Here is a 20,834-nt window from a genome sequence, read left to right as displayed (position 1 = left end):
ATCAGCTGATCTGCGCCTTCGCCAGCGCAGCCTGTACGGCAGCTTTAAAAGCTCTTGTGCTGTACGTTGCTCCCGATACATTTTTAACCTGCGCACTTTGCTTGTTCAGTACTTCCCCAGGCAGATCCACCACATCACTTTCTGAATAGTGCATCGCAAAGCGGCTGATTTCCACATCGGTTATTTTGTCGTTCTTCGTTGTGACCGTTACCTGGATCGCCCCGCGCCGATTGGTTCCTTCTCCCGAATAAGTTCCATCCTTATAGAGACGATTTGTTCGAGTCTGATGGGTTCGTGTATTATGGGATGAAGATTGCGCCCCGGCTCCGGATAAGGCTGTTGTTGGAGCTGCCGATTTAGCAAGGGGACCGGATTGCACCATCACCTGAGCGGACAGCAACGGCGGTTCGGAAGCTTCGGATTCGGTTGTATAGTACCCGGCCGTATATACGGCTGCAAGTGCTGCTGAACATAAAGCGACCCATTTTTTGTCCATTTTCGCCATGGCAAATTAATACCTCCATCATGCTTATTTCTATATCTGTCCTGCGACAGCTTCAGTATAATTAGGTATTATTTAAATTTTCTTAAAATCAACTCTATCGACACAAGGCCCCTATAACAAGAAAGGCGGAATTCCTATGCGCATTCTGGTGGTGGAAGATGATATCTCTCTGCTCAAGGTGATCCGGGACATCTTCGAAAGCGAGAACTTCATAACTGATGGTGCAGAGACAGGTGACGAAGGGCTCTACTTGGCAGAGCAGGGCATCCATGACTTGATTATTCTGGATGTTATGCTGCCTGGACTAAGCGGTGTAGACCTCATGAGAAATTTAAGGTCAAGATCCATATTCATCCCCATTATTCTCGTGACGGCCAAGGATGCTGTGGAGGATCGGGTAGCCGGCCTGGACTTGGGTGCGGATGACTATATCACCAAGCCCTTTGCGGTCTCCGAACTTCTGGCCAGATCAAGGGCAGTCCTGAGAAGACGCGGCACGATTGGCCAGGAGGGGGAGCTGACTTACGGAGCGATTCAGCTGGTCCCGGCCGCCAAAGATGCCATCAGCGGGGACACCCCGCTGAATCTGACCGCAACCGAGTATGCCCTGCTTGAATTTTTCATCTGCAACAAAGATCAGATTCTAACCCGTGAGCAGATCTTTGACCGGGTGTGGGGCTTTGACTCGGGATCTGCTAACTCCGCAGTGGACGTGTACATTCATCATTTGCGCAAAAAACTCGTTCCTCACGGCATCGACAGCTGCCTGCGCACCGTTCGCGGGGTCGGCTATATGTTAACGGGTGAGCCTCATGTTCAATAATATCCGCCGGAAATTAGTTATCTTGAACGCCGCGGTATTCCTACTCGTGCTGGCTGTTCTAAGCACGATACTGTATTTCCACATGCAGTACCGGCTACTCCATGACACGGATGAAGCCTTGGCAGAATCCAAGGAGCGGATTCATTCCATCCAGGATCCCGCGCAGCAGGTTAAGTCTAATGAGCTGGACCCCGAACAGGACGATACCATCACTTATTTGTTCTGGGGTGCCCAAGGCCAGCTGATCCGTCAGCTCCCTGAGAAGTCTTTCACACCCGACATCGCCAGTCAGTTCGCAGGACCTGTGAATGTACAAGCCTACCGGACCCTTGAGGTTCACAGCTCCACGTATCGGATCCTTCAGTTCGCTTACCCGCAGGACGGAGTCGTCTCGGTCACTTTGGTTAAGAACATGAATGATTTGCAGCGGACCCTGGATTCCCTGCTGTGGGATCTGGGCGCAGGAATGGCTGCAGGTGCTGGGATCCTTGTATTTGCCGGCTTATTCCTGGCTGGGCGGGCCCTGATTCCGATACGGAGATCGTGGGACAAACAGCAGCGCTTCGTTGCCGATGCCTCACACGAATTGAGGACGCCGACCGCCATCATCCAGGCTCAGACCGAGCTACTGCTCCGGCACCCAGCCGATTCTATCGAGCAGCGAAGCCCCGATATTGCCGTAATCCTCAAGGAGAGCAAGCGAATGAGCAAGCTGCTGGAGGATCTGCTAACCCTCGCCCGCTCAGACTCGGATCAGCAGCAGATTCAGCCGTCTCACTTCCAGCTGGATGTCCTGCTGAGGGAATTGACCCGTCAGTTCAGCTTGCTGGCTGCCACCAAGGAGATCGAGATGCAAATCGAGCTTCAACAGCCTCTGTCGATGTGGGGTGATGAGAGCAGGATACGCCAGCTGCTGATCGTCCTGCTGGACAATGCGTTAAAGTACACGCCGGATTCGGGTGTGATTAGGGTGACGGGATATGATCAATCCCATCAGGTGTACATCAGCATTTCTGACAGCGGATGCGGAATAGCGGAGAGTGATTTGCCTTATATCTTCGACCGTTTCTACCGTGCAGACAAGGTCAGATCCCGCACGGAGGGAGGCACAGGCCTCGGTCTGTCCATAGCCAAATGGATCGTCGATGTGCATGGCGGCGTGATTCAGGTCCACTCCCGGTTGGGAGAGGGGACTCGGATTGAGCTCCTCTTCCCGCGGAAGAAGTTCATCATGAAGGCATGAGCTGTACATCATGCTATAAATAGAAATATGTCTTCAGCAGATTTCAGGACAGCAGCGGCTCAGGAGAAAAGGATATTTGTGTCGCAGCGTCTCGAAGCAGCACAAAGGGGGCCGCCCCGCAAGACAGAATCTTGCGGGGCGGCCCCTTTAGCTTAGGTAAGACAGATTGTTTTATAATTGTTTATTTACTATATCATCCACTTCGCGCTCAAGCAAAAGATATCTGTGCACGCTGCGCATAATCGGAACCTTGGTCAGATTGTTTTTGTCCGCATAAGCTTTCATTTGATCTTTGGAGAGGCCTAACCTGCTCCCCGCTTCGGTTACGGTAAGAACGTCTTCCTTACTTGTTGCTTTAAAAGTCTTCTTCACCTTTAAATTGAAGTCCTCGAATACCTGCATAGATGGACAACCTTCCTTATCCGAGCCAATACGATTCTTGACTATATCTACTATACCAGAACCATCCTGGTTTACCTATACAGACACGGACTCCACAAAGCCTGTAATCAGGCGGTAGCGCTAATCCTCCAGGACCGTTCCGAGTCCAAGCTGCTCGGCCTGCTCAAGATAGTACCCGGCTACTCCAAGATCAAATATCCCAAGACCCATAGGGCTGAATAATATCGGCTCACTCGCAGTGTAATTATTCAAGCCTTGACGAAGAACCACATCCGCCAAGTCCATCGTATCCTGCTGCTGCAGGCCATAGCGCAGATGAAGCTGTTCCAGATCGGTATTCTCGCGGCACACTTCCTGCCAGTCGTCTACAACCAGAGCTTGAAGATCCCGGATACTCTCCGGCTGGTAGTCCCGGAGCGAGACGTGGAGCAGCACCATACCTTCTCTCGGACGCTCATCAATATAGCGGTGATCGGACACAGTACAGGTGAGGAACACATCCGACTGCCGATATACTTGACGCCAATTGGATTCAATTACCGTTCGGGAGCGCAAGTCTTCAGGAACCGAGTCCAGCTGAATAGGCTCTAGATCATACAGATAGACTTGCTTCAACCGGCTGCCTAGCAGCGCCGCACACATTTCCAGATGAAGCCGTCCAACCGGCCCCCACCCGACGATTCCGATGCTGACGCTTCCTGGCTCACGGGCCTCGAGGTAACTTCGGAGCATTACTCCGCTGACGGCCGCTGTCCGGGTACCGTTGAGCAGACTGCTCTTCAGGAATCCCCGCGGCTTACCGGTATTCGTATCATTGAGAATGATCGTATTGTGGGCGCGGGGCAGGCCAGCTATACGATTCTTCGGGAAGCTGGCGATCCATTTAATGCCGGCCAGCTGAAGCCCCCCTCCGACATAGGCAGGCATGGCGATAATCCGGTTGCTTGGATCGCCGAACCGCAGGTACGGCTTAAGAGGATGCACGGTCTTCCCTTGATCCTGCAGGGCAACCACCTGTCGAATGATATCTGTCAGCCGGAACCAATCCCATCCGATATTCCGGATATGGCCATCATTCAGATATAGCATGAGCCGCAGCCTCCCCGGAGCCTGCCGGAGGCATTCCAAGCTCCTGCTTCACCCACTCCTCATTGAATACCGTATCCAGATAACGTTCTCCCCGGTCGGGCAAAAGACATACACAGATAGCGCCATCGGGAATGGATGCCTTCAGCTTACGGACAGCCGAGATGACGCCTCCCGACGAAGCTCCAGCCAAGATGGCTTCCCTGCTTACCAGCTCCCGGCAGCCCTGGACACAGTCCTGATCCGTCACATACACGACTTCGTCCGCCAGATCACTGCGGTACAGGCCGGGTACAATGCCAGATCCGAGACCAGGAAATTTCCGGGGGGCTTTGTCCCCTCCGAAGATTACACTGCCCAGCGCATCCACCCCTATAATTCGGGTGGACCAACCTTGTTCACGGATGTAATCCGCACATCCATGGAGTGTGCCGCAGGAGCTCACGCCGCAAAAGAGAACATCGATAGGTCCAATCCGGTCGGCGATCTCCTTCATGGTAGTCCTGCTGTGGGCCAGCGCATTATCCGGATTGGCATATTGATTGGTCCAGTATGCATGAGGAATCTGCGCAAGCAGCTCCTGTACCCGCCGGAGTCTTGCCGGCAGATACTCCCCGGTAGCCGGGTCAGGCTGGGTAACCAGATCAATCTCGCCGCCCAGCGCGCGAATAATTTTCTTGTGCTGCTCAGTCGTTCTCGGATCTACCACGCAGATGAACCGGATTCCCAGATAACCGCACAACTGGGCCAGGCTGATGGCGAGGTTGCCCGAGCTCGACTCAACCACTACGCTCTCCTCGGTGATGTCCCCGCGAAGAATCGCCTCTCTCAGCATGAACAGAGCCGGACGATCCTTGGCGCTTCCGCCCGGATTCATCCACTCCAGCTTGCCATAGACTGTATAAGGCTCATTTTTGAACAGCCTATCCATATGAATCAGGGGTGTGCCGCCAATAATGTCGGCAATACCTCCACTCAGCCTCATGATACAAAGCCCCCTTTTAGCTGTACCAGATTCGTTTGCCTTTTACCGCACTGTTATTGCCGCGAGCGGCCGGGCCCTTGCCATGGATAATCTCAATTTCACCGAGAATACCGGATCGGATCATCTGTCCAAGCTCCGGAATACGGCCCTCGACCTCTTGGCGGATCTGCTTCATAAGCGCCGGGCTAAGCTCGGGGCCATCAATATGCAATCGGAGTGCATTTCCCGCAACCTCTACAGCTAACCCTGCCTTGCCCGCATAGCCAAATACAACGTTCTCAATGTCATAGATACTGATCTTCTCCCCGTGCTTCAGATCCGGGCCGATTCGCCGGACCAGGCTCTTGAAGCTCTGCCGAAGCTGCCCGTCTACCAGGATTGGCCGCAGATCCCGGACCACATCATAGGTGACGTACCGTACAGCCGGGAAAGCCTCCCTTACTGAAGAGGTCAGAACCAGCACCTGTTCGCCCTCAGGCAGGGGCTGAAGATCCTCACCTAGCTCTCCCGTATCTATTCCCTCCGCCCATAACCCTTCTGTCACGAGGTAACGATCATGGGCATAGGAGTAATAAGCGATCGTTCCGACTTCAATGGAGCCGTACGTATCAGTAATCCGGTCTACCGGGATTCGGAGCTGCTGTGCGGTTCTTCGGATCCAGCCCGGCGAAGCGATCTCCCCAACCAGGATGACCTGCTGGATCCCATAGGAAGCAGGGTTATCCGATGCATCCAGAATACGGTCAAGAATGGACGGCATCGCGTACAGCACTTCCGGCTTCATAGCCGAGAGCTTCTCAAGATGCAGTGCTACAGGCAGCCGGAAGGAGATTGAATCCGCCTCCATTCCAAGTCCTCTGAAGACAGCCAGCGCCGTTGCCTCGGCATGACCTGTCCCCATATCCGACAGCGCGCTCCGATAGCTCCTTCCCTGCAGCACAGCCCGGAATACATCTTCCTTGATGGAGAGATAGGCCGCTTCATCGGCGTCTGAATAGTAAATTCGCTTACGCCGCCCGGAGCTTGTGCCGGACGTCTGGTACATATGCAGCGGCTTCTGCACCGGGAGGGGGAATTCCGGGCCATAGTAGTACGTCTCCAGATCCTCTGCCGTCACCAGAGGCGGAGGCTCCGATTCACTAAAAGGTCTGTCTCTCCTATCCGGGTTCCCCCGGCGCGCCTGAATCCAAGGGAACGATCTGCTCATTGTATTCCATGTCTCCACCACCCAGGCGGGCATATTCATCACTGAACACTCCTTAAGGCTCACTTTCGTTCACTTTGTAGCGTATGCAGACTCTTCCCGCTAGGTTCTGGTCTAACACATACGAGCTGCCGCCCCCATAAGATGAACAATGGCCAATCGGCTAAGCCATATAGGTTGAGTTCAACTTATTTTGTTAGGATCAGGAAAGGGGCTGACCATTTTTGAGCCAATCAAAAAGACGTGTTAAGAGCAAGCTGCTTAAACACCACATTCTGCTCTCCAGCCGCGAGCTTGCCCGTCACCTTCCGGCGATTCGTCCTTACTCCCGGAGGGCGCTGCTGGAGATGCTTCACCGCTATGGAATGGTCTATGTAAAGCCGGACAACGGTTCGATGGGCGTAGGGGTTATCCGGGTTGAAGTCCGCAAAGGATACTACAGCTACCATCAGGGGACCCATCCCGTGAAATGCCGCTCGTTCAGATCGCTCGCCGCCCAGCTGCACAGGATTACCCGGCATAAGCGGTACCTGATCCAAAAGGGGATCCATGTGCTCCGGCACCATGGAAGACCCTTTGACTTCCGTGTGATGATTCAGCGCAGACCTGACCGCATCTGGGAACCTACAGGCACAGCCGGCAGGGTCGCGCATCCCCGCAAAGCCGTGACGAACGGCAGTCAAGGAGGTACCATCTACGACCCTAAAGAGCTGCTGCGCCGCCCGGCGGGCAGGCGCGGAGCGAGGAGACTGCTGCGGCGAATGGACCGGATGGCTCTGCTTACCTCGGCCAAGATGGCCAAAAGGTACCCGTTCATGAACGAGCTGGGTCTCGATATTGCTGTGGACCACAGGCTGAAGCCGTGGATTCTCGAAGTCAATACCCGCCCGGACCCCTGCCCTTTTACCCTGCTGCCGGACTCGTCCCTGATTAACCGGATTGTGGCTTATGGTAAGGCCTACGGGCGTACCTATCCCCTTAATTGCGGCAAGGCCCGTCCCGGAAGGTAATGCGCGGAGTGCCGGACAGCCTTATTCCAGCCGTATAAAAGCCCGTGGCGGCAATGTTGAGCTGTCTCAGGCAAAGCCGCTGCCTTCACGTACTCCCTTCCTCTTTGTAAAATGGACCTGATATACTTAACTTGAGATCGTTCGTCCTTAGTGGTTTTAGGAGGGGAGATATGAATACTGCTTCGTACACCTATTGGAATAAATATTGGGAGTCCCAGGGTCAAGAGCATCCTGAAAAGGTAAGCGCTTGGCAATTTGGGGGAAGTCCAGACCATTTGGCTGGGTTGGTTATAGACGGGGTGAAGACAGCCACCTGTTCCGGTCTGATCTTTTACGAGCTTGATAACGAACCGCTGCCCTCCGCTGAGGATTACAGCATTATCTTGAGCAGTACAGATGAGCCTTTGGCAATAATCAGAACAACTGAGGTGAAGATTATGCCCATGAATGAGGTTCCGGAGGATTTTGCTGTGGCCGAAGGTGAAGGAGACAGGACTTATGCCTACTGGAGGGGAGCCCACGAGAGGTTTTTCACCAAAGAACTACGAGCTGTAGGCCTTGAATTCTCCGAGGATATGATGCTGGTGTGTGAACGTTTTGAATTAGTAGATGTCAAAAAATAATGACAAAAAGCTTGGAGATCTCCAAGCTTTTTGTATGTGCTTAAGCAAATGTGATTGGGGTAGGGAACCCATCGTTATTAAGCGCAGGTTACTATCCGCTATCTCCTCGCCTGTTCAATGGCGGATAGGGCAATTTTGTTCAAGGTAGCATCGTCCATCGGCGGATTGTGCAGCCCGGCTCTTACATCACGGTAGTAGCGCTGAAGCGGATTATCATTCTGCAAGCTGCGAATGCCCACAACCCGCATCGCCTTGTCCACGACGGAAATGGCCGAATTGGTGACGACGAGCTTGGCGGCGCCCAGCTCCGTACTCAGATGCGCTCTGCGGGCTTCATCGTCGTAGGCCTCGGCCACACTATACAAGAAATGCCTTGCCTTCATTAGCTCCAGATCGATCTCGCCTAGCAGATGCTGCACGTTCGGCAGCTGGCTGATCGGTCCGCTAATGCTGTTCGGCGTATACTCGTTAGCGAAGTTCAGCGCATAGTCCCGAGCCGCCTGGGCAATGCCCAGGTAGCAGGCCGGAATATGAAGCAGCCAGGCATTCAGCTGGCCTCCCGGACCTGCTGGTACGCGCTTAGGCCCAAGCTCAACAAGCTGATCCTCACCCACGGTAACCTCTTCAAGAACGAGGTCATGACTTCCCGTTCCCCGGAGCGACATCGTATCCCACGTCTCCTCGATGCGCAGTCCAGCCAGGTCCTTGTGCAGCAGGAACTGTCCGATCGTCCCTTCCTCTTCAATCCAGGCCGATACAATGAAATAGGTCAGCACCGGAGACAAGGTCGTGAAAATCTTGCGTCCTGAGATCACCCACTTGTCGTCTTTCCTCACCGCTGTGGTTCCCGGACGCCCGCCTCTTGTTGGACTTCCGGTCTGAGCCTCACTGGCGGCCCGGTTAAGCAGGGCCCCATTCTGGACTTCCTGCGCGATGAATTCCAGCTTGTCCTGTGTCCAGAGACGCTTCTCGAACAGCTCCCCCACCACGGACAGGTGCCAGCCAAGAGACAGTGCCGTGGAAGCATCGTAGCTCGCCAGTGTCTCCTGGAGAAGAACCATATCATATACCCCCAGCCCGTAGCCTCCGTAGGAAGCGGGCAGAGTCGACCGTGTATACCCAAGCTCCGTTAATTCCTGAATATTGTCCACGGGGAAAATCCCCTGCTTATCGATCCGGTCCGCCCTCTCTTTGAACGCAGCTTCCTTCTGATGCAGCTTGTCCAGCCATTCCTGCTGGGATTCATTTCGTATGAATAAATTCAACATGTGCCAGCCCCCTTAACGTCTATTTAACCGATCTATTCGATAAATATATATGAATTAGTTGTTATTTCTGATAGAAGCCGGTCACCGCCATGCGGCTATAAGCAGAACAGACACCCCTATGAACAAGCACAGCGGGGAAAAGAAAACACTGTCCATGCGGGCAAAGGTCGTCCCTTTCGTCTTCTTGAAGAAACCCACCCAGCGGAAATCTCCGATGGCCCTGAGCGTGAACACGGCTCCAAGAAGCCATCCTCCGATCCGCAGCAAAACTTCCGGGAACAGGACAGGCGTAATTGCCCCCAGTTCCAATACCAGCCAAGCCGCCAAGGCCAGCAGGAGTGCTACCACGCCTGTACTTATTGCGGATGGGCGAAATAGTGGCTCCTCTCCCCTGCTCGGAATCGCAGCGGTCGTTCCCCATCGCCCTCCAAATATCCAATAGATATGTATTCCGCTTAATACAAATAGAATAATGCCAATAATCCAGCTCAAAATTTCCATAGATTGTTCCTCCTCCATTGTTGCAGGTGCTAACTAACTATTCCAAGGCAATTCAACTGCTAAATTATGATTGTTCCCCCACCTTATTCGTACATGGCTGTGATTCAGAATTTGGTTGATCTCTTTCTCTTTGTTGCTTGAGTTATTCGTCTTCACTAACGCAGTGAGCGAGACCGAAGACGCCCCGAAAGGAGATATTTCAATATACTGCAGATCTCTGGAATAAAGAATAATCTGGTCTTTATTGGCGGCGGTGTGTTCCAGATCGAGATACAGGTTCTTCATCTTGATATAATCTGTATTTCTTATGGTCAGGGTGAGGGTTACGAAGGTGTATCCTGACGGATCACCCAGCTTCGCGGGGTCCTGGAGCGTAATAAGATCCGGGGGCCGTCCGCCTTCAGGCAGGTTCTTCAATGTATTGAAGGCTTGCTCATTATTTGCGGCGGGCGTGATCGTCGTATGGAGCTCCTCCAATTTAGGCTTTAAGAGCTGAAAGGAGATGACGCCTTTATTGGAATAGTCCAGTATGAGGACAAGAATAAATATGACTACAATAGAGAGGGTGAGTCGTTTTGGCATGTTAATTCTCCCTGAGGTAGTCTTGTTCTAGGATTTGAAGGTATGTATTTACTAACATGAGATGTCTAATTACCCTTTTTCTCAGAATGTTCTTTTAAAATTCCGCTTATAGCATTCAATGAGTACAGCCCTTTTGCAATATCAACAACAAACTCTACTGCATACATACGTTCGAGTCTTAGGTGCCAGCCGTTCACCATTAAAAATGATTTGGTTGCCAGATAGGCTGTTCGTTTATTCCCATTGTGGAAACAATGATTCTTGACTAGAGATTCCAGCAAGGCTGCCCCCTTATCGAACAAAGAGGGATATGAATCTTCTCCAAACAGACTTTGCTGGGGTCTATGTACCGCAGAGGCGAGTAATGCATAATCTTTCACCCCTGCTTGCGCTTCGTCATTCATTCTCCTCATCATAAAGTAATGGGCAGAGACCACTTCTTCTATCGACAGAAAAGTTATCATGGTTAGCGGTCCCTCAGATCAGCAAGTATCCCTTGGTCCTCTTCAAAAACATCGTAAAAAGCTTCAAGCACTTCAGGTCTAACATTCTCGGGAAGTTTTATTTGCCGAACCTTTTTAATCAAAATATCCCCTTGATCGTTTTCAATGAACTCGATCTCATCCCCATGTACAATATTCAGCTTGTCTGCAAGCTTCTTAGGCAAACTAATCCCAAGACTATTTCCCATTTTTCCAACTTTTCGAGAAATACGAACCCTTTGGGGACTGTTTTCATTCATTTTAATCACACCATTCATTGATTTTCTCCTCCTATAGTATGTTCTGGAAATAATAAGTAATACAGTGTAGTAAAGTTATAACTTTGTTACGTATGTACATTGTATCAAATGCGTATTCATTTTGAAATAACCTTCCTAAGAACGAACATTTGAACAAAGTTTGTAACTTGTTATATTTACTCCCCTGCTCTGTATACTTAAGAGCTTCACAGTGCTGGGATAGAAAGCAAAAGACCCACAATCAGGCGCGATTGTGGATCTTTGCGTGCTCAAGAATCTTCTGTCTTACACCTGTTTGAATTCGATCCAGTCGATCTGCAGACCCGGCTTGATGAAGTCCAATTTCATCTCATAGAGACCGGCCTCTAGCTCAACTTTGACGAGCTTCTGCTTGATCCATTGGCCATCTGTCCCGTTAGTCTGAATCGTCGTCATCAATTGACCGTTCAACATTACGTTGCAGGCACTCTGAGCCAATTCCGTTTCTGGAGACATGATGCTGACAAAAACCCGGTAAAGTCCGGGCTGGCTTACCTCGATGAGGGTAGAACCCGCTGGGACAGGCTTGATCCGTGCCTCCTTGGATAGGGACTGCGCCTGCTCCGGTGATAGAGCCGGATTCGCCACGAATGCATTTACCGCTTCTTCAATCATCTGGTCTCTCGAGAATACCGGCGCCTTCATCAGAAACTCGCAGATATTCATGGCGCAACGCTGCAGTTCTCCACGGGTTAACGTACCATTGTCCAAGGATTCCAGGGTATTATCATCATAGGCATTGATCTCAGCGCCATAGTTGCTGACAACCATATATAGATCGTTCTGTGCACGAACCATCCAGTTCGTGAATTTGCGGTCTGCCGGACCTCCATGGACCACATCATTCATAACCGCCCACCAATCCGTCATAACAATGCCTTTAAAGCCCCATTCTCCGCGAAGAATGGTCGTGTTCAAGTCATAATTAGATGCGGCCCAATGCCCGTTAACGGGATTGTAGGAGGTCATAATCGAATTGGCTCCGCCCTCCCGTACTGCAATTTCGAAGCCTTTCAGATAGATCTCCCGAAGGGCCCGCTCCGACATGACTGCATCCACCTTGCTGCGGTGCTTCTCCTGGTTATTGCAGGCGAAATGCTTCAGCGTCGCGTTAGAGCCGCCTCTCATCATCCCCCGTGTACACGCAGCGGCAAATGCTCCCGAAATCAGCGGGTCCTCCGAGAAGTACTCGAAGTTGCGCCCATTTAGCGGACTGCGCCGGATGTTCAGACCTGGCCCCAGCAGGGTGTCAATGTTGTTGCTCAGCAGCTCCTGGCCCTCCAGAACATACAGCTCTTCGATCAGATCCACGTTCCAGGTTGCAGCCAGCAAAGTCCCAATCGCTACCTGCGTCGCCTGCTGCCCGGTGTCCATCCGAATCCCGGAGGGTCCATCTGCCGTGCAGCCGACCGGAATGCCGTACCCCAGCAGACTGTCGCTTACACCGCCAAAGGCGGAGGCCGTACCCGGTGTGACCAGCGGACTGCTCATGCCTTCTCCTCGAACGATGGCAGCTAAATCCTGATCGCTAAGCTGGGCGATGAATGCTTCCATCGTGACAGTGCTGTCATACACATCTTTTAATGTGTAGCCTTGATTCCCGGTCTGCTCCAACGTCACCGGTAGATTCTTCTCGATCCGCTCCGCCAGCGAGGTCTTCTGTGTCGGTACATCGGCAAAGATGAGCTCATAGGTGCCGTCTTCCTTACGTACGCCCGGCATCATGCGTGTAAAGCTCTCCGTTGGCGCCAGCGCCTCCTGCAGCTGTTCCACCACCTGAAGCTGCGCCACTTCGTGCCCGTCTTTTCCTTCCACACCGACCTGAGCCAAGTTCTTGACACTACTCCCTACAAAAAGCTTATACGTTCCAGCTTCCAAAACATAAGCGGATGGATGTCCGGTCACTCCGCTGTCATCATAAGAGGCCATGGAACGCACGGCGAAGCTTAAGGAAAGATGCTGTGACTTTCCGGCCGAAAGCGGTTTCGTTTTTGCGAATGCAGATAGAGATCTAGTCGGTTGACCCAGCTTTCCCTGCGGTGCCTCATAGTAGACCTGCACGACTTCCCTGCCAGCATAGCTCGTCCCCACGTTGGTGACGGTAACGCCGATTTCTAAATGCGGTTCTCCGTCTTTGACCGTCAGCTTGGCTTCTTCAGGCTCAAGCTTGAACTCGGTATAAGATAAGCCAAAGCCAAATTCGAACTGAACTTTATCGGGACAGAAGGTCTCGAAATACCGATACCCGACATAAATATCCTCCTGATAAAAGTTCCGAAGTTCATGTCCATAGTTGCGGGTGGACGGATAATCCTCGATGGAGTAGGCAATCGTATCGGTTAATTTGCCACTCGGAGTTACCTTGCCTGAGAGGACGTCAGCAATCGCGTTGCCGCCTTCCATCCCGCCCTGCCAAGCATAAATGACACATCCGATCGGATGGATATGACGCTCATCGTTCAACCAGCTCATATCCATTATATTGGATACGTTCAGCACTACGGCGGTCCGCTCAAAATTCGTAGTTACCAGTCTGAGCATTTCTTTCTCATCATCAGTTAACTGGTAACTCCCCGGCTCATTCGCATTATCCTGATCTTCGCCGGCTGTACGTCCAATGACAACGATGGCCTTGTCCGACTCCTGCCTCGCCTGGGCTACGAACTCATCGGTTAACGGCATTTCCTTCTGGTGCCAAGGCTCAGCAGCCCAGCCGCCTCCCCCATTATCGAACGGGTTCTGCTCGATCCACTTTTCATAGACGCTGCCAACTTCTCATTAACGGTAATCTTCTTGTTACTCCGAAGGCCGTCTAATAGATTCGTAGTGTAGGGGACGTTCACACTTCCGCCCGACCCTGTACCACTGCGATAATAATTCACTTGGGTTCTGCCAAAAATTGAAACGCTTTCACTTTCCTGTATCGGAAGCACCTGATCGTCATTCTTTAACAGCACAGCACCTTCTGCGGCTACCTGCCTACTGAAATCAGCAAAACCTTCCAACGGAACTCCTATCTTCTGCGCGCTCAAGTAATCTCCTCCTCATGCTGAAATGTTCTGTCATTCAAAGATTATAGCAAACCCTCGGTAGAATTGAATGAGAATTTGTTAACACGGCCAAAGATATGAGAAGAGAGAGTTAGCCGATTAGATGGCAAAAACCCGCTCTAGGAGCGGGCTTATTCGTGCTTATTTAATTGGAACACGGGGGCTGATTTCCTTGCCGTTCTTATCCTCGGCCACGATCCAGTATGTCTCTTTCTTTAGATCCAGGGGGCCATAGCGATGATAGGTGCGTTCTCCACTAAATTTGGATTCATAAGATTGAAGTTCCTTTATCGTTCCACCTTTGGATACCAGTCTAATCCAGAAGGTTCCGAGCTGAGCTTGGCTTACATCGTAATAAAGTATTGTCGAGATAGGGGAACTCACAACCTTATTAATTGTAACCGTTCCTCCATGCTTGAGAGGAAGAGGCTTATTGATTTCATAGGTGACGGTATCCTTCTGCATTTGCTTTGTGGATACATTAACATCAAATACCCATGGTTTATCCATTTGAGCACGCATTTCTTTCCCCGAGAAGTTATAAGAAATTTTAATCTGAAGCAGTTCCCCCTTAGGAAAATGAGGCAGAGTATTTAATGGCACATCCCCAGATATCGTATAAGTGTCATTGTTCTCTTCGCCAAATCCTTGGTTCCAAAACGGATGCGGAGCTTCCTCTCCGTTAACGGAGATACTAGGAGCTAGGGATAACACCTTGTCCAAGTCCGTGTTCACACCTTCTGCAGGCTCCAATGTGGCACTAATCAACAGCCGATCCGTATCGACCAGCACTTCGTTCAAGGTCATCCTGCCATAGGCATTCTCGGCCGTTTCGCCAACGGTCGTCTTATAATTGGATAGATCAGGCGGGTGATCCACTTGGATGAAACTCTCGATTAATTGGTAAATTAGTGGCATTTTAGCCAGCGCTGTACTCCCCAGCGGGATTACTAGACTTGCTGTTAAGACAATGGCGCCTGCCAGTCCCGCCCATTTGATCATGGAAGGCGTTCTGCGCTTAGGAAGCTTGCGGAGCACGCGCTTTTCCCATCTTTTCCGGTCAATCTCTGTTAGCGTCTCTTCCTCATATCCCGACACATCGATCCGTACATTATTTAAATCTTCATATAAGGACATCTACTACACCTCTTTATTTGAAATGAACAGCTGTCTCAGCTTCTTCCGTCCGCGCGAAAGCTTGTTATGGATCCAGGATTCTTTTACTTTCATCTCAGTTGCCATTTCGCGGGAAGGCACGCCCTCCAAGTAATATTTCACGAAAATCTCCCGCTCTACCTGGGACAAGTGGCGCAGCACCTCATCAACATCTTGATGCGTCGGCACCAGCTCTGCCCTATATAAATCATCCGTTATCTCAGTATGGGTGATTTGGCTCTGGTTTCTTATTATTTTGCGCTGATAATCTATAGCTCGGTATTTCGCAATCGCCGCAATCCACTGCTTGAACGTATTCTTCTCAGGGTCAAAAGAGCTAATATTCTGCCATGCCGCCAGCAGCACATCGTCCAGGCATTCCTCGTACTCCTGCTGATTGTAGTGGACATAACGCCTGATAATGGCCGAAAGCTGCCCTCCACAGGTCTGAATAATAGAAGCGATCGCTCTCTCATCGCGGTTCTTAATTTGCTCTACAAGGTCGTCCTCAGATATTGTATTCAAGAAAAGCTGCCCTCCCTCACTTTGTTCCCGGTACCTATTAGGTAATACGAGTGAAAAGGTCTAAACCTATCACATCCCTTCTACATTTTCTTTCGGTGAGCTTGCTCTCAAACAAAAAGGACTGCCTCAGAGAGGCAGCCCGTCAATAATCCTTAATGGAACGAAGTCTACTTCGGAATCTTGTTCAATTCTTCCGCCGTCTTCTTGCTTTCCACCTAATACCAACATTCCCGGCACCCGAGTCAGAGGATCAGCTCGAGATGAGACCATTACCCTATCGCTATTTGGGATCAAGTTCCCCTTCCCCAAGCCTACTCCTTCACCTGTGCCAACAAGCACTCCATCTCATCGGTGTAGAAGCGGTTGCCGTTGCGCTTATCAAATTTACCAGCGGCGTCAAAGGCCAGACCGGCGTAGATTTCTGACAGGCGCGACACATTGCTTGCCGCACCGGCCTCCGTAATATACGCGGGCAGGCGGACATTGAACTTCACCTGTTCCCGGGCAAGGCGCTTGAACAGGACAGCTGCCGCAATATCAAAGGCCATGCGGAACATCGGGCTCTCATGATTATGAGTCAGCGATGCGAACGCTTCATAGACCTCAAGCCCCCGGAAGGGATCCGCATGGGTCAGGTAAATGATCTGCTGTCCCGCAGCCTTGATAAAGTCGCGGTTGCCTTTAATCAGCCGGAAGCTATCACGTTCCAGCTTGGCCGCCTCATCCCGCCGCCCGGTACGGTACAGCGGCATGAGCAGCTTAGGGTTGGTCACATGGGGTACTTCAGCACAGGACATGTGGCCGCTCATGATGGACTTCGCCTCAGCCAGTGCCCGCTCATAATCACCCAACATGAAATAATATTCAACGAGCACATCCTGCTCACAGGCCTGGCAGTTGCTCAGGGAATCGCGATCAACCGGTCGCCATTTGTCCAGATATTCGCCGGCCTGCCCAAGCTCTCCCGTCAACATCGCCACACGGAAATGATAGTATTCATACGTTCTCTCGGTATGACCCGCCTTCTTGATACGGAGCTTGAAGTCCTCCAGCAAATTATAAATCTGGCCAAGCTGAATGTCCGGGAACGAAGGAAGATCGTCCAGAATCCATTTGTAGGACCATAACAGGCTATGCAGATCATACTCGAACAGCTCAGGGTGTTTATCGTATTGCCCCAGCTGCCAAGAGAAGGCAACCAGTGCCTTCATCGGATATCCGCTAAAAGAAGCCGTATTCACCAACATGCTGCGCGCTTCATATCCCTGTTCCATGTCTCCCGCGGAATCGGCTAACCGGATAGCCCGCTCTAACAAATCAATCTTAGCCGGGGAATCCGGCAGGTCCATGGCTTCCTCCAGCAAATCCTCAAACTCAAGCTCCATACTCATTCGTTGTCTCCTCCCTTGTCAGCCTGCGATAATCCCAGATCAATAAACCTCAATATGCCCTCATTCAGCACCTGCATTTCTTTGCGGTTCAGCGGATAATGCCCCATCATCAGCGCATTCACGTACAGCATTTCGATCGCCGCCCTGAGTATACCGTGATGATTAGAGCCGAAGACCCGTGCGATGACCTCATTGTCCAAATTCAGATACAGTGTGGAGTATACCTGCTCCTGATGGGAGGCACCCAAGCTGTTTAAAATCGACGACAGCTCCGTGGTGCTCACTTCTTCAGCAGCAATCAGGCTCCGCAGATCGGAGGATTCCTTCGACAGGGTGAACAGAGAAGGAAGCGCGGCCGGCTTGAACCGCTGAAGCTGAACCCTGCAGCGGAATGGCTGCAGCGCAATATCTCCCTCCCTGATCAGCTCGTAGTACTGCCTCCGCTCCCCTGGCGTAAGGTCGGTAAAGGAGAAGGAGACATCCTCCGGCAGCAGCCGCTCGATCTTTTTCCCCGGGTACAGCCTCTGTACACCTTCGAGCAGCCCGGCATCGTATACATATCCCCCGTTGATCACTGGCAGCGATTGCGCGGCGGCGACATGCATAATCTGTCTGTACTCATCCAGTGTAAGTGTAAAATACAGCTCATCGTTCTCATCCAGCAGCTCGCCAAGATCCCTACGGCCATAACTGCTCTCGAAAGGCAGCCACCGGTGGATCATTCGGAAGAACGTCTCATCCTCGACTGCCAAGGCTTTCATCGACAAGGCGTGTAGCTGGATGATCCCCTTGAGCCTCTCGGGGTCCTGTTCTGCCAGATTCATAAGTTCACGGCGCAGCGACTCCCCTAGCTCTGTACGAACCGTCTCCAGCTTCTCATTCTCATAGAAATGCTCCCGCGAAGCTGTCGGCTGCAGCTCATCCGTCCAAATGATGCATTTGACAAAAAAGGCCCAGTCCGGAAGAATGTTCTCCGCCGATTCAGAGACAAGCATATGCTTCAGGTATACACGGTGCGAACGCTTGGCGTTCAGATTAACGGAGTATGGCAGAATGTAGGCAATTCCAGAGGTCCGACCGGAGGATGAGGCTAAAGGGATAAAATCATGAACCGCCTCCCCAAGCAGCTGCTCGCCGAATTTCTGAACCTCCTCGCGTCTTCTCCGGACAAGAGACAAATCGTTCATCCAGTCCGGATGCGGGATATTGATCGTTTTGCTGATGCCCTCCGACTCGAGCACAACAGGGTAAGGGAGCAGGGCCCCATAATCACCAAGCCATTCTTCGAGATTGGCCGGATCGAAGTAGAGCTCGCAACCCGGCTTGCATCTTAGGTAGACCTTAGTTCCGTGCGACAGCTCGTTCTCCAATTTACGTATACTATATGTACCATCCGGCTTCCCACGCCATTCTAGTGAGGGACCTCCCTTGGCCGACCGGGTTAGAAGCACAATCTCATCACTAACCATGAAGCAGGACAACAAGCCAATGCCAAACCGGCCGATAAATGAGGTTTCCCCCACCAGCTTTCCGTCTTTTCGCTTGGAGGATTGCCCGATCATCGCCAGAAACTCGTGAATGTCCTCCTCAGTAAGGCCGATCCCGTTATCCTCCATAGCCAGCGTTGCACTGCTGCCTGTTCCGATGACTTCTGCCCTCACCTGCCCTGGATAAGAGGCATCCCTCTCCCGCATGGCAGTGATGGCGTCAACCGCGTTCTGCAGTAACTCCCGTAAGAACACCTTGGGACTGCTGTATAGATGATTGGATAATATGTTAATCATTCCGCTGAGATCGACTTGAAAACGGAATTCTTCCTGCATATGCGAATTCATTATAGTCCCTCCTTTTCCTATATATGTTTATATAAGTTTTACCATACTTATACCCCAAAGGAAAAATAGACAGTTATTAAGAGATTGATAGACAACAATCGTCCTGTCCGTCCAGATTCATAACATTTGACACCTACATACCTGCGACATATACAATAGACTTGTCTACACGGGTAATGTTGGGATACCACTGCCCTTGACCACACCACTCCCCAGGAACAGATGTATCCCGGATATAAGCTCACTGCGACCGTGAAAGGCTATGACGAACTGAATCAGTGGGTGCTCCTAGATCATGCCCGTGTGCTGGAGAGTAGACGCCGCTAGCACTTCCTTATGGGCACCATGTAACTACATATACAAGCGATATCCGCAAGTAACATGACAAGTAAATCTATATTCGGAGGCTCACCAATGGACCAGACACTAATCGATCAGTTAACCCAGTGGCATGAAGAAGACGAACATCAGCGGATCGTCGATACGCTGCTGGCCATTCCCGAAGAGGAACGGGATTATGAAGCGGTCAGCCGGTTGGCAAGGGCTTATAACAACTTGGAGCTCTATGAAGAAGCTCTCTCGCAATTGGCCACCATAGCAGATGCGGGGCAGCAGGACCCGCTGTGGCAGTACCGTGCTGGATATGCTCTTTATTATTTGTGCAGGTATGGTGAGGCGGCGCAGGCTTTTGGTGCTGCGGACAAGCTGGAGCCTGGCGATCCGGACACCGAGTGGATGCTGAAGTCGAGCCAGCGAAAAGCCGGAAAGCAGCTCAGAGAGGAGCAGCGAATGGCAGCCAGACGGGCTGCAGCTGCGGTAGAGCCGGGGCGCGCGAATGGAGATGCTGTTCCCTTTACGGATGAGTTCATGAGCGAGTTCTGGGAAGACAGCGACTATGCAAGGAAGGCCTACGTTAGCGAACCGCCAACGGATGAGATGATCGCCTCGGTTGAAGAAGAGCTGGGATACAAGCTGCCCGCATCGTATATCGCTTTGATGAAGCAGCAGAACGGCGGGGTTCCGAAGAATACCTGCTTCCCTACCGATGAAGCGACCTCTTGGGCTGAGGATCATATTGCCATTACCAGCATCATGGGTATCGGCCGGGAGAAAAGCTATTCCCTATGCGGAGACACCGGCAGCCGGTTCATGATTGAAGACTGGGGCTATCCTGACATTGGGGTCGTCATCTGCGACTGTCCATCTGCCGGTCATGACGTGGTCATGCTGGACTACAGAGCCTGCGGACGGGATGGTGAGCCCTCGGTCATTCATGTGGATCAGGAGAGTGATTATGAAATCACGTTTCTGGCTGATAATTTCGAGACGTTCATCAAAGGATTGGTGAGCGAGGAGGAATTCGATACTGCTGAAGAGGATAAAGAGGCCGATCTCCACAGGGTGGCCACCGGGGATTTCTCCCCCTTGCTGAAGGAGCTGTGCGCTCACGTCACGGAAGTGCCGCAGATCGAGTCCACAATCCGGCGTATCTGTACCCGCATTGTTGAAGATAAAGGGCATTTCTCGTTCCATAACGATCCGCTGTCCTATCTGATGTATGACGTGCAGTTCTGGCTCTATACGAGGTCCTACCCGGATACCGGACGCCAGCAGTACCTGGATGTCTATCCGAAAATGATTGCCTTCGGCGGTGAATTTAGCCAAGGCGGTTATGCGCCCGGGTGGATTACCGACTGGCTGGACCAGCGTATACGCGATGGACGCATTGCCGAAGAGCAGGGCCGGTTGAGCTTGACGGCTGAGGCCGAAGCCGAGCTGATCCGGCAGCTGGAGCAGGCCTGAATTGCATGAACAGGCGCTAGGCTAACGCTTGGCTAGTCAACCCGTTGCTGGTCAACTACAAT

19 protein-coding genes and 1 pseudogene are annotated in these 20,834 nt (G+C 51.7%); 5 read left to right on the top strand and 15 right to left on the bottom strand.

Going from position 1 to position 20,834, the window contains the following annotated elements; genetic code table 11:
* Position 1: 1 nt before the first annotated feature.
* A complete protein-coding gene (locus ACEN86_RS01595) occupies positions 2-505 on the bottom strand; it encodes an FMN-binding protein (RefSeq protein WP_495632639.1) in 504 nt (167 codons plus the stop codon).
* Between the two features lie 136 nt (positions 506-641).
* On the opposite strand from ACEN86_RS01595, the gene ACEN86_RS01590 reads away from it, so the two are divergent.
* Both ACEN86_RS01590 and ACEN86_RS01585 read left to right on the top strand, forming a co-directional pair.
* Positions 642-1,328, top strand: a complete 687-nt coding sequence (locus tag ACEN86_RS01590) for a response regulator transcription factor (RefSeq protein ID WP_495632638.1) — start codon at positions 642-644, stop codon at positions 1,326-1,328.
* A complete protein-coding gene (locus tag ACEN86_RS01585; RefSeq protein WP_495632637.1) occupies positions 1,318-2,571 on the top strand; it encodes a sensor histidine kinase in 1,254 nt (417 codons plus the stop codon). The genes ACEN86_RS01590 and ACEN86_RS01585 overlap by 11 nt, the downstream gene beginning before the upstream one ends.
* Before the next feature lie 171 nt (positions 2,572-2,742).
* Here ACEN86_RS01585 and ACEN86_RS01580 read toward each other — a convergent pair whose 3' ends face one another.
* The 4 genes from ACEN86_RS01580 to ACEN86_RS01565 form a co-directional block, all read right to left on the bottom strand.
* Positions 2,743-2,973: a DNA-binding protein gene (locus ACEN86_RS01580; RefSeq protein WP_495632636.1), complete on the bottom strand. Its 231-nt coding sequence runs from the start codon at positions 2,971-2,973 to the stop codon at positions 2,743-2,745.
* A gap of 120 nt (positions 2,974-3,093) precedes the next feature.
* Positions 3,094-4,062, bottom strand: coding sequence for a 2,3-diaminopropionate biosynthesis protein SbnB (locus tag ACEN86_RS01575; protein WP_495632635.1), 969 nt, complete (start codon positions 4,060-4,062; stop codon positions 3,094-3,096).
* Entirely contained in the window at positions 4,046-5,044 is a 999-nt protein-coding gene (gene sbnA, locus ACEN86_RS01570) for a 2,3-diaminopropionate biosynthesis protein SbnA (RefSeq protein WP_495632634.1), read from the bottom strand. The genes ACEN86_RS01575 and sbnA overlap by 17 nt, the downstream gene beginning before the upstream one ends.
* 16 nt (positions 5,045-5,060) lie before the next feature.
* Positions 5,061-6,290 carry a phenylacetate--CoA ligase family protein gene (locus ACEN86_RS01565; protein WP_495632633.1) on the bottom strand — a complete coding sequence of 410 codons (1,230 nt, stop codon included), beginning with the start codon at positions 6,288-6,290 and terminating at the stop codon, positions 5,061-5,063.
* A gap of 182 nt (positions 6,291-6,472) precedes the next feature.
* Between ACEN86_RS01565 and ACEN86_RS01560 the strand changes: the two genes are divergently transcribed.
* On the top strand, positions 6,473-7,258 hold the full coding sequence (locus tag ACEN86_RS01560; protein ID WP_495632632.1) for a YheC/YheD family protein: 786 nt from the start codon (positions 6,473-6,475) through the stop codon (positions 7,256-7,258).
* Positions 7,259-7,428: 170 nt separating this feature from the next.
* Positions 7,429-7,881: an ASCH domain-containing protein gene (locus tag ACEN86_RS01555; protein ID WP_495632631.1), complete on the top strand. Its 453-nt coding sequence runs from the start codon at positions 7,429-7,431 to the stop codon at positions 7,879-7,881.
* 98 nt (positions 7,882-7,979) lie between these two features.
* On the opposite strand, the gene ACEN86_RS01550 is transcribed toward ACEN86_RS01555, so the two are convergent.
* The 10 genes and pseudogenes from ACEN86_RS01550 to ACEN86_RS01505 form a co-directional block, all read right to left on the bottom strand.
* Positions 7,980-9,146: an acyl-CoA dehydrogenase family protein gene (locus tag ACEN86_RS01550; protein ID WP_495634186.1), complete on the bottom strand. Its 1,167-nt coding sequence runs from the start codon at positions 9,144-9,146 to the stop codon at positions 7,980-7,982.
* A gap of 84 nt (positions 9,147-9,230) precedes the next feature.
* The gene (locus ACEN86_RS01545; RefSeq protein ID WP_495632630.1) at positions 9,231-9,650 is read right to left on the bottom strand and encodes a DUF3995 domain-containing protein; all 420 of its coding nucleotides are present in this window, start codon (positions 9,648-9,650) and stop codon (positions 9,231-9,233) included.
* Positions 9,651-9,683: 33 nt separating this feature from the next.
* Complete coding sequence (locus ACEN86_RS01540) at positions 9,684-10,232, bottom strand: hypothetical protein (RefSeq protein WP_495632629.1); 549 nt, start codon at positions 10,230-10,232, stop codon at positions 9,684-9,686.
* A gap of 65 nt (positions 10,233-10,297) precedes the next feature.
* Positions 10,298-10,696, bottom strand: a complete 399-nt coding sequence (locus ACEN86_RS01535; protein ID WP_495632628.1) for a type II toxin-antitoxin system death-on-curing family toxin — start codon at positions 10,694-10,696, stop codon at positions 10,298-10,300.
* 2 nt (positions 10,697-10,698) lie between these two features.
* Entirely contained in the window at positions 10,699-10,992 is a 294-nt protein-coding gene (locus ACEN86_RS01530; RefSeq protein WP_495632627.1) for an AbrB/MazE/SpoVT family DNA-binding domain-containing protein, read from the bottom strand.
* Between the two features lie 267 nt (positions 10,993-11,259).
* Positions 11,260-14,045, bottom strand: a pseudogene (locus ACEN86_RS01525) (glycoside hydrolase family 3 C-terminal domain-containing protein).
* 159 nt (positions 14,046-14,204) lie between these two features.
* Positions 14,205-15,200 carry a DUF4179 domain-containing protein gene (locus tag ACEN86_RS01520; RefSeq protein ID WP_495632626.1) on the bottom strand — a complete coding sequence of 332 codons (996 nt, stop codon included), beginning with the start codon at positions 15,198-15,200 and terminating at the stop codon, positions 14,205-14,207.
* Between the two features lie 3 nt (positions 15,201-15,203).
* Positions 15,204-15,743, bottom strand: coding sequence for a sigma-70 family RNA polymerase sigma factor (locus ACEN86_RS01515; RefSeq protein WP_495632625.1), 540 nt, complete (start codon positions 15,741-15,743; stop codon positions 15,204-15,206).
* 311 nt (positions 15,744-16,054) lie between these two features.
* Complete coding sequence (locus ACEN86_RS01510; RefSeq protein WP_495632624.1) at positions 16,055-17,134, bottom strand: hypothetical protein; 1,080 nt, start codon at positions 17,132-17,134, stop codon at positions 16,055-16,057.
* Positions 17,131-18,969, bottom strand: a complete 1,839-nt coding sequence (locus tag ACEN86_RS01505) for an HSP90 family protein (RefSeq protein ID WP_495632623.1) — start codon at positions 18,967-18,969, stop codon at positions 17,131-17,133. Before ACEN86_RS01505 ends, ACEN86_RS01510 begins: the two co-directional genes overlap by 4 nt.
* A gap of 414 nt (positions 18,970-19,383) precedes the next feature.
* Here ACEN86_RS01505 and ACEN86_RS01500 point away from each other — a divergent pair, with 414 nt between their 5' ends.
* Positions 19,384-20,772: an SMI1/KNR4 family protein gene (locus ACEN86_RS01500; protein WP_495632622.1), complete on the top strand. Its 1,389-nt coding sequence runs from the start codon at positions 19,384-19,386 to the stop codon at positions 20,770-20,772.
* Positions 20,773-20,834 lie beyond the last annotated feature (62 nt).

Source organism: Paenibacillus sp. Paensp111 (assembly GCF_059492195.1).
The sequence above is the reverse complement of the archived record's forward strand: the minus strand, read 5'-3'. Positions and strand labels throughout refer to the sequence as shown.

Coding starts and splice junctions, on each gene's coding strand:
- ACEN86_RS01595 (WP_495632639.1), bottom strand. CDS start 505: ATGGCGAAAATGGACAAAAAATGGGTCGCTTTATGTTCAGCAGCACTT.
- ACEN86_RS01590 (WP_495632638.1), top strand. CDS start 642: ATGCGCATTCTGGTGGTGGAAGATGATATCTCTCTGCTCAAGGTGATC.
- ACEN86_RS01585 (WP_495632637.1), top strand. CDS start 1,318: ATGTTCAATAATATCCGCCGGAAATTAGTTATCTTGAACGCCGCGGTA.
- ACEN86_RS01580 (WP_495632636.1), bottom strand. CDS start 2,973: ATGCAGGTATTCGAGGACTTCAATTTAAAGGTGAAGAAGACTTTTAAA.
- ACEN86_RS01575 (WP_495632635.1), bottom strand. CDS start 4,062: ATGCTATATCTGAATGATGGCCATATCCGGAATATCGGATGGGATTGG.
- sbnA (WP_495632634.1), bottom strand. CDS start 5,044: ATGAGGCTGAGTGGAGGTATTGCCGACATTATTGGCGGCACACCCCTG.
- ACEN86_RS01565 (WP_495632633.1), bottom strand. CDS start 6,290: ATGAATATGCCCGCCTGGGTGGTGGAGACATGGAATACAATGAGCAGA.
- ACEN86_RS01555 (WP_495632631.1), top strand. CDS start 7,429: ATGAATACTGCTTCGTACACCTATTGGAATAAATATTGGGAGTCCCAG.
- ACEN86_RS01545 (WP_495632630.1), bottom strand. CDS start 9,650: ATGGAAATTTTGAGCTGGATTATTGGCATTATTCTATTTGTATTAAGC.
- ACEN86_RS01540 (WP_495632629.1), bottom strand. CDS start 10,232: ATGCCAAAACGACTCACCCTCTCTATTGTAGTCATATTTATTCTTGTC.
- ACEN86_RS01535 (WP_495632628.1), bottom strand. CDS start 10,696: ATGATAACTTTTCTGTCGATAGAAGAAGTGGTCTCTGCCCATTACTTT.
- ACEN86_RS01530 (WP_495632627.1), bottom strand. CDS start 10,992: ATGAATGGTGTGATTAAAATGAATGAAAACAGTCCCCAAAGGGTTCGT.
- ACEN86_RS01520 (WP_495632626.1), bottom strand. CDS start 15,200: ATGTCCTTATATGAAGATTTAAATAATGTACGGATCGATGTGTCGGGA.
- ACEN86_RS01510 (WP_495632624.1), bottom strand. CDS start 17,134: ATGAGTATGGAGCTTGAGTTTGAGGATTTGCTGGAGGAAGCCATGGAC.
- ACEN86_RS01505 (WP_495632623.1), bottom strand. CDS start 18,969: ATGAATTCGCATATGCAGGAAGAATTCCGTTTTCAAGTCGATCTCAGC.
- ACEN86_RS01500 (WP_495632622.1), top strand. CDS start 19,384: ATGGACCAGACACTAATCGATCAGTTAACCCAGTGGCATGAAGAAGAC.